Source organism: Maridesulfovibrio frigidus DSM 17176 (genome assembly GCF_000711735.1).
GTDB lineage: Bacteria > Desulfobacterota > Desulfovibrionia > Desulfovibrionales > Desulfovibrionaceae > Maridesulfovibrio > Maridesulfovibrio frigidus.
The window spans coordinates 12,957-26,071 of the sequence record NZ_JONL01000005.1; the positions used below are offsets into that span (position 1 = coordinate 12,957).

Sequence of the window (13,115 nt, forward strand, 5' to 3'; positions counted from 1 at the left end):
AGTAGACCCGTCCGATACGGAGTAAAAAATGCCTAAAGCATTCTTTGTCGATACATCGAGATGTACGGCTTGTCGCGGTTGCCAGATAGCCTGTAAGGAATGGCACGATCTACCTACGACAGCTACTAAACAAAGCGGAACACATCAGAATCCACCTGATTTGAACGCTTCAACTTATAAATTGGTACGTTTCAGCGAGCATCGCATAGACGGCAAGGTCGAGTGGTATTTCTTCCCCGACCAGTGTCGCCATTGCCTTGATGCTCCTTGTCTGGAAGTTGCCAATAGTTACGTGGAAGGTGCAGTTGTTCAGGACAAAAAAACCGGTGCTATTATCTACACTGATCTTTGCAAGAAATTGCAAGAAGATGAGTGCGAAGAAGTTACCGAAGCTTGTCCTTACAATGTTCCACGCCGTAATACTGGAACTGGAATGATGATGAAATGCGATATGTGTATCGATCGTCAGCAGGCAGGACTTATACCTATGTGTGTAAAGACTTGCCCGACCGGAACCATGAACTACGGAGACCGCGCTGATATGTTAGCTTTGGCTAAGAAAACTCTTGTGAAAGTCAAAAAAGAATACCCAAGAGCTTCAATAGTCGATGCTGACGATGTAAACATCGTCTACTTGATTATGGATACGCCAGAACGCTACTATGAGTTTGTAACTGCTGACAATTCGGCAGTCGGACAACCTATGTCGCGCAAGAACTTCCTTGCCGGCATGACTAAGCCCGCAAAGCGTATCTTCGGATAGTTGAAATTATAACCCGGGGCCCGAATTTATTCAGGCCCCGTTTTAAGCAGGAGTAAATTTTATGGAAAATATTCAGTCCCCCTCAACCAGTAAGCACGATGTACTAACTGGACTCCTTGCTTTGCGTGAGCAAACTCCCGCTTTAGAAAATATTTTTGATGCCTTCGGTCCAATACTAAAGGCGCAGGAAGACGGCCGCATTCTGCTCGAAAAATGGAATGACTTTAAAACCCCCGAAGCTGATGCTCTACGCTTTGAACAGGGAGTTCCAATTCTCGCAGGTATGGATATGCCTAGCCTAGACAATTATTTTTCGAAAATTTTTTGGAATATGGCTTCGGCCCTTGCTGAAGGAATGCCCGCAATAGCCGATAAGGTTACAGATATAATCGATGCTTTGAAAGATTCAGACAGTCTCAATGACTTAGCAAGATGCGTATGGGAAGAAGATAACAACGCTATCGAAGTTTTTGCAAAAGAAGCAAGTGTGGATATCACAATACTTACAATTTTAGGTTCACTTTCGCTCAAACCTTTCATGAATCGCATGAAGGATGAAGCCGCAGTAAAAATCGAAAACATGGTTTGGAATAAAGGATATTGTCCGATCTGCGGCTGCTTCCCGGACATGTCATTACTTAAGAAGAAAATAACCGAAAATGCCGAATACATGGCAGGCCATGGTGGACAACGCTGGATGCATTGCTCATGTTGCGATCACCAATGGCGCATCAAAAGAAATATTTGTCCATGGTGTGATAGCGAAGATTATAAAAAGCTGAGCTACCTTCAGTCAGAAGAAACAAAGACAGAACGCGCTGATATTTGCGATACCTGCAAACGATACTACGTCACCATCGACACCCGCGATTTAACAGAAATGCCTGATCCGCGCATTGCACCGCTAAGTTTAGTGCATCTTGATGTTAAAGCGCAGGAAGAAGGTTATGAGCCTATGGCTGAGACTTTGTGGAATTCTTTGTAAGGGTTTTGATGGAATATGAAGTTGAGCACAAAAGCGCTTAGGTGTGTGCTTGGATCTACAGATTCGTATTATTGAAAGAGATAAAAAGAGGGTTAACTAAGGAATTAGTTAGCCCTTTTTCTTATGAAATCGAGTAAGAAATCTGTTAAAAATGTAAAACTGGAATATCGGATTACTATTCTGAGGTCCGCCGGCATTGTCTTGATAAAAAGTCATCAAACACACTTTCTAAAAATTCATTCTTACATTGATCAGAATTGTTTTGAGCATAAATATATTCCCTGAAATCCATCTCTCGATGCTCTTTAGAACATACTTTGTTCTTTAAAAAAGAAAACAAATACTTCCCATATCCCCCTATAAGATACTCGAAATCATCTATTGAAATAGCTTGGAAGTCAAAATTATCAGGAACAACACCAATACTATCTTTCAGTATTTCTTCAGAGCAGTCTTTTATAAATGAATTTAAAAAATATCCACTATCGTAGGTAACTATTAATCGTTGAATTTTACATTGTTTAAAACGAGACAATTTGATGTCATTACTACTTTTTATAGCTTCTTCAAATTTATACAACTGAATAACAGCTTTCCCAATAGTTTGTTTTAAATCTTTTTTGACAGTAGCAGATTCTCCAAATTGCTTTGCATTCAAATATAGTATGGGATGCTTCACTTCAAGAACCACTAGTTTATCTCCATCCAACAGCAACCAATCAGGAGAATCATTGGTCTTATCATACTTAAACTCAGGAAGAACTTGATGTTCAGGAACTGTTCTTTTCAACAATTCACCTACATAATCTTGAAAAACATATCCAAATGATGTTCTAAAAGGATTATCCTTCTTTCTTCCCCTATAGCGTTCAGCCAAATCAAAAAAAAGACCATTGGTAACGCGATACAGTAGCAGATCTGGAACGGGTACTAAGTACGGCTTAACATCAAGCTCATATGGCCTTTTTTGCGACCTGATAAGAGGAAACTTTAAAAGAGGATTAAAAGAATATTTTTCATACCCAGTCCGAATTTCTTTGCATTCATTCCTAAAGGTTTCATATTCACAGGATACAAATTTAAAAAACAAATTTTGATTTTCATCATTCAACAATGAAACATTCGAATCTTTATATTTAAGAACATGTCCATTTTTTGATCTAGAATGAAATAGTAAGGCCATATAAAGCAAATCTTCTAACTTTAGCCCTGTTATTTCTTCAATATCATTTTTAAGGTCTATAGTGACTTTACTGCACTCCCCCCACAACTTCGAAAACAAAAGATATGTTCTCGGAATGGTATACATAATTGGACGTGCATAATCCCAACACACAGCTCCATAACGTAATAAATATGCTACTCCATCACCATCTTCTGACAGGGGATCTTTAAGACAAACGTAACTCTCCACTACTTTTAATAGCCCATTATCATCAATACTTTTTGTGCGATGATCATTACAGTGTTTTATTAACACCATTGAAACATAGGCTAAAATGCTATTAACATTATCATAATTTGATAAATGGTATGATTTTTTGCCGATCCAGTTCAAAGATTCAAATATGTTATACCTTCTAAGCTGGTCTACTAAATCTTGATATACACATTCTTCACTTGATTCATTTCCGAAAATTAAGATGCTCTTTCCAGCTATACTGATAGTCGATTTCATATCATTCATTGTCAATCACTCTCGCCATATTGATTTAAGATTATATCATAATAAACTGATCAATTACTTTGCCAATAATCACAGAGTTAAAACCACTTAGATTATGCACTAACAACACTTCCACCACCCAATCTCTTAACCTCCAATCTAAACAATAGATTATTCCCACACAATATAATTGCAATTTTAAACGCATCCGTGATAGCAATAATCAACCCAAGCAAACAGTTACAGCCTCAACAAATTTCTAAATTTTTTATAGTGGTCAAAACCTTTCAAGACATCCATTTAAATACTTTTACCACATCAGAGATAGCCCACTTTCTTAAGTGATAGTTATTTATTTTTTATCTCGGCTATGGTATTCTTTCTACGTGCTAAACATTCAAATTCTGTCATAATATAAAGTCGCTATTTAAACTTTCGAAAAAGAAATAAATGATAAAAAAAAGCGCCAAACTTAAAAAACAAAATATATATTATAAATGTGACTTAATTTTTATATTTTTCTTATTTATACTATTGATCCCCGCAGAGTCTTCGTTTGGAGATCCTCAAGAACAAACTGGCCGCACAAGTAACATCGAAATTGAAGCCATCAAAAAGCGAGTCCAGCTTTCTGAGGCTGAACTCGTCTGGCTCAAAAATAATCAAGAAGTAATCACACGAGTTGGAAACTGGCCCCCGTTTATGATGACTGACAATGGAGTATCAGGGATCGCCATAGACTACCTCGACATTATATCCAAAGCATACGGCATAAAATTCAAATATATCACTCAAAAGGATATTTCATGGTCCGATGCTTTGAAAGACATTAAAGAGCGGAAAGGTGTGGACATGGTCCCCGCAATTCAGCCCACCGCTGATCGCAAAAAAAATATGAACTTCACAGTGCCATACCAAACTTTACCTTGGGTTATAGTAACACGTAGCGACGCAGATTTTGTAGGAGGCCTAGCCGACCTAGACGCAAAGAGAGTTTGTGTACAAGAACGATTCATCCTGCAAAAACAAATTGAAAAAAATTATCCATCCTTCAATCTCAAAATAATAAAAACCCCTACCCCCACGTTGGACTCCCTCAAAGAAGTAGCTACCGGTGAATCGTACGCGACTATCAATGCTCTTCCGGTGGTTGCCTGCTTTATTCGTCACTATGGGCTTTCCAATCTTAAAATAGCAGCCCCCGCAAAATTCAACGACCTTGAATTAACTATGGGAATTCGCAGTGATTGGCCCGAGCTTGCTTCAATCATTTCAAAAACAGTTCAAGCCATGTCTCATAAAGATGTAGCTGCAATACAAAATACGTGGTTGTCAGTCCAATATGAGCAAGGTTTCAACCCAAATAAAGTCAAGCGCTGGGCACTTCTTGGAACGGCATTATTTGCTCTCATTATTATATTGTTCACTATAATGAATCGGACGCTTAAAAGACAGGTTGCGCAGCGCACTAGAGACCTCGAAGCCGAGTTGGAAGAGCGAAAACGTATTCAAAAAAGCCTTAAAGACAGCGAAGAGCGCTATGATATGGCCCTTCGTGCAGTAAGTGATGGGCTTTGGGATTGGGACTTAAAAACAAACAAGACTTACTTTAATCCTCGATATTTTGAAATGCTAGGCTACGATTCTTATGAACTACCCCATACTTATGAAACATGGAGCCGTTTGGTGCATCCTGAGGACAGGGGACGAGCCGAAAAACTTCTAAGAGATTACGTAAAAAATTTCTCTGAAAATGACCGGGAAAACCTCTTTTCTTTAGAATTCAGGATGAGAACAAAAGATGGAAAATGGAAATGGATTTTAAGCCGCGGCAAAGTTGCTGTTACAGCTAAAGATGGATCACCAATAAGGCTAATCGGCACCCATGTGGATATAACCGAACAAAAAAAGACAGCACAAATAATGGTTCAGACTGAGAAGATGATGTCGGTTGGCGGCTTGGCAGCTGGCATGGCGCATGAAATTAACAATCCGCTTGCAGGAATACTAGGAGCTGTTCAAAATATTAAAAATCGTATTTATACGGATATTGAAAAGAACACATCTGCAGCAAAAGAATGCGGCACGGACCTGGAACACATTAGAGAATACTTCGCTCACCGGGGAATAACTTCAATGCTCGAAAGTATTCAAACAGCAGGAGTGCGCGCCTCAACAATAGTACAGAATATGCTTCAATTCAGCCGGAAAAGTAACAAGAATGTTGAGTTCCATAACCTTGCTGTTCTTTTAGATAAAACAGTAGAATTGGCCGCCAGCGATTATAGCTTAAAAAACGATTACGATTTTAGAAAAGTCATAATCAAACGAGAGTATGAGCCTGAAATTTCAAAAGTATGCTGCCTCGGCAATGAGATACAGCAAGTTTTTTTGAATATTCTGAAAAATGGTGCTGAAGCTATGGCGGAAAAGAATTATACATCAATATCACCCATGTTCGTGTTTAGAGTTAAAAATGGTGACAGAGAAATAATCGTTGAAATTGAGGATAACGGCCCAGGCATGGATGATAAGGTCAGAAAAAGAGTCTTCGATCCATTTTATACAACAAAAGATGTTGGCAAAGGGACAGGATTGGGGCTGTCAGTTTCATATTTTATTATTACAGATCAACACAATGGAGTTATGGAAGTCGAATCAACTTTAGGAATGAACACCCGATTCATAATTAGACTCCCTGTAGCGGATTCATGCGAAACTACAGGTGAATCCTAATCCTGAGTTTTGTTGGCATTAGAGTCGCTTAGAGTTGTAGATAATGCTGACAGTTCTTTTAAAATAATTTTTTAACTTTAATTTAACTTTGTTATAAATAGTTAAAAGACATTACAATTGCAAAATTAATACCTCTGTGGCAGTAGTCATCGACTCGAGCAGGCAATTAACTTTGGTGTTTAGTAAAGGATATAAATGCCTCAATATGTTTACTTCAAATTTTATTTAAGATTACGAAACTGGAGACAATATGAAACTACTGGTTGTTGACGACGACCTTGTTAGCAGAGCGAAGATGGGGAAACTCCTTTCTGCGCTTGGGCATAAAGTAGTCACAGCCAACGACGGGGATGAAGGCTGGGACGCATGGCAGTCAGAACAGCCTGATGTCATCGTCATGGACTGGGTTATGCCAGGAATGGACGGCCCTGTTCTATGCGAAAAGATCCGAAAAGCAGAAAGTGTTCATTACACCTACATTATCATGGTAACTTCCAAAAGCTCTATGGAAGACCTTTCGAATGCCATGTCCAAGGGTGTAGATGACTTTATAGTCAAACCCTTCCGCAAAGCTGAAGTCATTGCCAGACTCGGACCAGCCATGCGAATTATCAACCTGCAAACACGTGATATTGTAATATTTTCATTAGCGAAGCTGGCTGAATCACGAGATTCAGATACAGGCGAACATCTCGACCGTATTCGTCATTTTTCAAAAATACTGGCAGAAAACCTGCTAAACACAGGAAAACTGGACAAAACCTACCAACAGAGCTTCGTTGAAGATATTTTCCTAACCAGTCCCCTGCACGACATCGGCAAAGTAGGCATTGCAGATTCAATCCTGCGCAAACCCGGAAAATTCACTGCCGATGAATTCAATGAAATGAAAAAGCACAGCCAGGTTGGCTATGAAACCCTCAATCAGTGTGCCCAGAGTTACCCCAACGCAAACTACCTGCAAATGGCTGCAGATATTGCGCTCAATCATCATGAAAAATTTGACGGGTCAGGCTATCCCAATGGACTTTCCGGCGAAGACATTCCACTGGCAGCAAGAGTTGTTGCTCTCGCCGATGTATACGATGCTTTGACTCAAAAACGTGTATACAAAGAAGCCTTTACTCATGAAGCAGCCTACGCCATTATCCTTGAAGGGCGAGGCAACCACTTTGATCCCATGGTCGTCGATGCTTTTATAGAGTGCGAAAGTAAATTCATACGCTAGTTATTGGGAGACTCAGCTGCCCAACAATTTAGTTCAGCTCTTTTAGCTACTTCCCCCCTTTTTCCTCCTCCCCTTAGAGAATTAATTACATCTCCGTTTTTTTCTCCAACAAGTAATATCTAATCGTTCTGCTTTGTGGCAAAATTATCCCTCAAAACGAAACGAACCTTTTCCCTCAGGGAATATTTAAAAGGATGCAATTATGTGGGGAATATACTCATCTCTCAAGGCCGCTTTTAAGCAGAAGCGCAAGTGCCAAAAATGTGGGCATATTCAACTCGTTGATATTGGACATAAGAACAAATCGATAAAATGCTCAAAATGCGGAGAGAATATCCCCGTACCCAAGACTCAACTATAACGCATCAAAAGCTACCCAACTTGAAAAAAACACTTACTAATTTTCCATCATTCTGCATGAGCATTGTCATACTCACAGCAATGCTATTCACAGCCATCCCTTGCCTTGCTGGAAAGGCTGCCTTCGGCCCTGCCATACTTAAACAAGCAGGTGAAGCTGATGCAAACGGAACACGTGCACTTATTGCTCCGTACATTTTCAGATCCGATCAGATAGGTCTCGCATTAGGTGTGGCAGGTGGAATTTCAGGCTTCCAAAAAGGCCAGATGAGTATTGGTGGAACCGCGTATCTATCAACTGACGGCGCTTTTTCAGGGATTGGAGTAGTTAACAACCATGAGCTTTTCTTTTCAAACCGCATATTCCTTGACTCACTTGCTATTTATGAAAATTCACCGGACCTGTGGATATTCGACGGCCCGAGCGAAGGAACCAGAGGTGGTTCTAACGATTCAAATGTTGATGACAGATATCGCGGCCGCGGAAACGACACTAGACTGGAAGCGACGTTCAAATACATATTTCCATGGGGCGGTGCCAAAGATACCCCCATCGCAACCTATGCTCTAAAAGACGGATTGTTAGTTTCCGGCGCAACCGGCGGCGAAGACTGGAATCCAATGAAAGGAGGTCTCACCTACTTTGAGTTGACCCCTTTTTATCGTCAGCAAAGTGTTGATGATGTTATCGACGGGATGCAGAATTATGAAACAGCAGGCGGTAAAATAGCAATCCGCTATGACAATACCGACTTTCCGCTCAACCCGACAACGGGTAGTAAGCAAAGACTGCAAATGTCTCAAGGCATAGGCGCTCTGACTAACGATAGCTCTTGGACCTCCATAGACTTCGAATATAGCAAATTCATATCTTTCGGCGAAACAGAATATGCGCGGCAGCAAGTTCTTGCATTAGGATTTTGGACCGCAGCCGTTTTGTCTGATAATCTGCCCCCCTCATTTGAAGGAGCTACTCTAGGTGGACTCAACCGCATGCGCGGCTTTGACAACAACCGTTTCTGGGACAAAGCCGCTATATATTACAGCGCAGAATATCGTTATATCCCGAAATGGAATCCATTTAAGAATATGACCATTGCCAAGGTGGACTGGATTCAGTTCATAATATTCGGAGAACTAGGACGAGTTGCTCCTATGTGGTCCATATCCGAGCTTCACCAAGACATGAAATACGATGCAGGCGTTGGCGTTGCAGCGCTGGTGAATAAATATTTAGGCCGCATCGACACCGCATTTTCACCGGAAACATGGCGAATTAGAGTCAATATAGCGCAGACTTTTTAACTTGCAGCACCTTTACTCATTTTACCAAACAACAAAAAACTCACGAATATTTCATTCGTGAGTTTTTTACTTTCCGCAATAACAAGCCGTTATCTATAGAGCAAAGTAAAACTAGACAACTGCTCCCTGAGATCCTGTGTAAGCTTCGTTATTCTGTTCCTGATATGCGCGCATTGCCATTCTTGTCAGTGGAGACTGACCGTCAGCGCCATCACTTTGGGAGGTAGCTCCAGTATTTTCAGCTCCTTGACTCTCATTTTGTCCAAAAACACCTGCGAGACTCTGATCACCATCTATGAAAGCCTGTCGCAATTCTTCACTTGAAACTACGCCATCCTGATTCAGATCATACTCATCATATTCTGTTTCACTCTCAGACTCAGAGGTAGACGAAGCAGAACTTGCAGTAACTTCAGAACTTGCGGTAACGTCAGAACTGTCTTCCGCAGGAGGCGGTGGCGGAGGTGGTGCCGTTGAGGCCTCTAACTCTTCACCTGAAATATTGCCATCACCATCGCCATCAAGCACACTGAACAGCTCTTCAGATAAACCACTTTCTTCCATGCTGATCAGGCTGTCGCCGTCTAGATCAAGCTCATCCATGAAAGAATCTAATAGATCACTTTGTTCGCCACTACCACCACCCTGCATCATCACGCTAAGCTCGCCCATAAGCGCCTTTTCTTCGTGGCGCTTTTCCATATCAGCTAAAACTTCTTCTTCTGAGACCTGACTGTCACCATCTGTATCAACAGAGGCAAACATATCCTCGCCCATACCTGATTCTTCAAGACTAAGTAAGCCGTTTCCGTCGCCGTCATTATCTCCAAATATCGAGCTTACGAAATCTTCTTTACTCCCGCCCTCACGCGACTCACGCATTTTGGACATCATCTCAGAAGACATTTCCGAACTCATGTAACTGCCAACACCTGAAATACTCATGGCCGTCCTCCTTGCTCCAATTTGCCTGTTAAAAGTGGCAGAAAGTGCCACATTTATCCCTGATTAGAGTACGAGCAAGATGCATCCCATATTTTATTAAGAAAAGTTAAGACCTATAAAGTCGGTAATAAACATAAAAGCAAGACAGTCCACATCAAACTGGAACACCCTATTATCGTTATATTTTAATATAAATATATGAGCTTAAAAAAATTAAAAAAAATTAAAAAATTAAAAAATTAAAATTAGACCACCCGTAAAAGCTATCAAACATCCCTATCTGCACCCCCTGGGCGGTATAAACTGCCTTTATAGTATGAAGCCATAAACTCTTATGCTAGGCCTTCTACATGCAATTAACCGAAAAAATTACGGATCAAACACCTAGAAATCAAAGACCTTCCATATGGATAGTTATGATGCTGGCAGCTCAGCACGTGATAGTCCTTTTCTCTGGAATTATTTTAGTGCCGGTAATGCTGGCAAATATGCTTAATTTATCTGTGGGAAATGCTCACTACATGATCTTCACGACATCCCTCTGTGCTGCGGCTTCAACTCTATTACAATTGATACGCGGCAAAAAAATAGGGTTGGGCTCGCCGATGTTTATGGGAACATCCGGAGCATTCATGTCCTGCTCACACTCAGCTCTTGCACTTGGAGGGCCGGAACTATTAGCCGGTATGGTCTTATTGACTGCACCATTTCAATTTGCTTTTAGTTACTTGATACGATTCATGCGCCATATCCTAACTCCGACTGTTGGCGGAGTGATTATTATGCTTGCTGTAGTTGGGCTGCTAAAAGACTCAATTGCAACCTGGACAGACACAAGCAGCATAAATCATTGGCCCGTCACCGTTGATATTGCTCTTGGGGCTATAACTATTTTTGTAATGCTTGCAGTAGAATGGTTCGGTAGGAAAAAATTGCGTCCGTGGGGATTGGCTCTCGGTATTTTTGTAGGATGCACTATACCTATTTTGGCAGGACTCCCGGTAATCCCCGATCTATCTAAGACTCCATGGATCGGACTGCCAAAAGCAGAATGGCCGGGAATATCAATCCAAATGAATCAGCCGGAACACTGGGCGATTGCATTCACTTTTCTTCTGGCGGTACTAGCCACCAGCATCAAATATACAGGTGATGCCATGGCACTACAGCAGATAGCTGCCCCCGAAAAAAGAAACATCGATTATGATGCCCTTCAAGGCGGATTATACGCAAATACAGTTGGAATGTTATTGGCAGGTTTTTCAGGCGGAATACCCTCATCTTCACACTCATCAAACATTCCGCTTATGGACATGACAGGGGTCACGACCAGACGGGTCGCCGCCATTGCGGCTTTAATATTAGCTACCGTTTCCTTTTCCCCTAAGATGGTGCTCTTATTCGTAAGCCTGCCGCATGCAGTCATTGGAGGCGTAGGAGTTGTTCTGGTTGCGCATCTTTTTTCAGCGGGCATGCAACTTATTACGGCAGAAATGAACCATCGCAATGGACTAATCGTAGGATTATCACTATGCGCGGGTCTTATTGCCTCAAGCGACAAATTCTTTCCCGGAGCATTCCCCCACTATTTAGACCCACTTGTTAAAAATGGAGTGGCTCTAGGTGGTCTGGTCGCGGTAGTGCTTACCATCGTAACTCTTTTCGGAACAGAACGCGGACTGCGAATCACGGTTAGTTCTAATATGGATAGTTTTACAGAGCTAATGCGGTTACTGACACTTAAGATATCTAAGCTGCAGCTGAATGAAAAATGCGGAAAATATTTGGAGCTGGCCTGTGAAGAAGTCTTTATTTACATTTGTGATGAGTGCAGGGCCATCCAATATGATGGCCCTGTCTCCTTCGTTATAAGAAAAAATGAAACGAGTCTCCTTGTAGAAGCTTCGGGAGGAGTTCGCTTTGCGACTGAAGCAGATGCGATTGCGGCTAGAGAAATACTCTGCGCAGAAAAACTTGGCGGCGAGAAACTGAACGCTCTGGGCCTAGCCATTCTAGGACAAATTGCAACTAAAGTTAACCATGTGACAATTTCCGGTTATACATACATCAGTTTCGAACTAGCTCTTAATCGCTAATCGAACACATTAGATCGAGCAGGGCATAAACCCTAAAGGCTGCGCCAAACCCGGCAAGCAAGGCTGACTTGAAAAGCTATGCCCCTCAACAGGAACACAAATGGGAGGCATATCCGGGTTCTGAGAAATCATAACTGACTTTTCGGTAAACTCAATATGCATAGGCACCACCTCAGTTTCACCTTCACCACAGATGCTTTCACGGTGTTCAGGGGTGAACACTGACTTTTTACCATCTTTATCTAGTGCGATAACGCTGGTTAGGGTTGTCGCAATGTGGGCAACATTTCCATCCTTCCCGAAAACCAATGAATTAGAATCCCCGTGAATCCCTACTGCGTCAGAATCGTAGGCAAGAATTTTACCTACATATGTATCAATAAGCGAAGGGACACCCGGCTCTACAGACTCCATCGTTCCATCAGATGAAAAGCTCACTCCAACTCTAGTTTCAACAGATCCAACAGGAGTAGGAACGTGGATAGTTTCACCCGGCCACAATGTGATACTGCGCAAAGCTTCATTTTCATAAAAACTAAGCCCTATAATCTTAGTAGTAATAGGACCGAGCGGAGTATCGATTGTTATAGGATCAGCCAATTTTGCTTCATCTTCCTGTGCCCAATAGCCTGACAATTTTCCATTAAGAGGAAAGATCCTACTTATCCCGCCACTAGGGTGAAAAGTAACCAGTTCTGCTGACATATTGCCAAGTGGAGTTGTAACCATAGTCTTATCTTCGAGTGGAATAGATTTGGGAAGTCCTGAATCAAAAAAGGATAGTGCCTGAACAGTCTTCCTTCTAAGATCGTCAGTAGAATACTGCGGAACAAGATCACCAACAGGAGTTTTCAGCACGCATTCTCCAGATGGTGAACAGATACTTACCGCACCGTTAATGTGCATTTCTACCGGACCAGCAACAGGAACATCACCCAATTTTGTTTTACATATATTCATATCAATCTCCACTTGTAACAAGTAAAAAACACAGACGATTCCGTAGGAAGCCTATCTAAATAAATATTTAA

The 13,115-nt window shown here is 41.4% G+C and carries 9 protein-coding genes; 6 read left to right on the forward strand and 3 right to left on the reverse strand.

Features of this window, described 5'->3' with window-relative positions; genetic code table 11:
- Positions 1-28: 28 nt before the first annotated feature.
- Together BR06_RS0110775 and BR06_RS0110780 are read left to right on the forward strand one after the other, a co-directional pair.
- A complete protein-coding gene (locus BR06_RS0110775; protein WP_031482817.1) occupies positions 29-763 on the forward strand; it encodes a 4Fe-4S dicluster domain-containing protein in 735 nt (244 codons plus the stop codon).
- A gap of 61 nt (positions 764-824) precedes the next feature.
- Entirely contained in the window at positions 825-1,748 is a 924-nt protein-coding gene (locus BR06_RS0110780; protein ID WP_031482819.1) for a formate dehydrogenase accessory protein FdhE, read from the forward strand.
- A 175-nt stretch (positions 1,749-1,923) separates the two neighbouring features.
- On the opposite strand, the gene BR06_RS0110785 is transcribed toward BR06_RS0110780, so the two are convergent.
- On the reverse strand, positions 1,924-3,435 hold the full coding sequence (locus tag BR06_RS0110785; protein ID WP_031482821.1) for a hypothetical protein: 1,512 nt from the start codon (positions 3,433-3,435) through the stop codon (positions 1,924-1,926).
- Between the two features lie 429 nt (positions 3,436-3,864).
- On the opposite strand from BR06_RS0110785, the gene BR06_RS19730 reads away from it, so the two are divergent.
- The 3 genes from BR06_RS19730 to BR06_RS0110805 all read left to right on the forward strand — a co-directional run bounded on the left by BR06_RS19730 (position 3,865) and on the right by BR06_RS0110805 (position 9,043).
- A complete protein-coding gene (locus BR06_RS19730) occupies positions 3,865-6,150 on the forward strand; it encodes a PAS domain-containing protein (RefSeq protein ID WP_051677018.1) in 2,286 nt (761 codons plus the stop codon).
- Between the two features lie 250 nt (positions 6,151-6,400).
- Positions 6,401-7,378, forward strand: a complete 978-nt coding sequence (locus BR06_RS0110795) for an HD domain-containing phosphohydrolase (protein ID WP_031482825.1) — start codon at positions 6,401-6,403, stop codon at positions 7,376-7,378.
- A 417-nt stretch (positions 7,379-7,795) separates the two neighbouring features.
- Positions 7,796-9,043 carry a BamA/TamA family outer membrane protein gene (locus BR06_RS0110805; protein WP_169738239.1) on the forward strand — a complete coding sequence of 416 codons (1,248 nt, stop codon included), beginning with the start codon at positions 7,796-7,798 and terminating at the stop codon, positions 9,041-9,043.
- Positions 9,044-9,154: 111 nt separating this feature from the next.
- Here BR06_RS0110805 and BR06_RS19735 read toward each other — a convergent pair whose 3' ends face one another.
- On the reverse strand, positions 9,155-9,988 hold the full coding sequence (locus BR06_RS19735; RefSeq protein WP_031482829.1) for an EF-hand domain-containing protein: 834 nt from the start codon (positions 9,986-9,988) through the stop codon (positions 9,155-9,157).
- A 350-nt stretch (positions 9,989-10,338) separates the two neighbouring features.
- On the opposite strand from BR06_RS19735, the gene BR06_RS0110815 reads away from it, so the two are divergent.
- Entirely contained in the window at positions 10,339-12,084 is a 1,746-nt protein-coding gene (locus tag BR06_RS0110815) for a uracil-xanthine permease family protein (RefSeq protein ID WP_084154107.1), read from the forward strand.
- 9 nt (positions 12,085-12,093) lie between these two features.
- On the opposite strand, the gene BR06_RS0110820 is transcribed toward BR06_RS0110815, so the two are convergent.
- Complete coding sequence (locus BR06_RS0110820) at positions 12,094-13,044, reverse strand: hypothetical protein (protein WP_031482833.1); 951 nt, start codon at positions 13,042-13,044, stop codon at positions 12,094-12,096.
- Positions 13,045-13,115 lie beyond the last annotated feature (71 nt).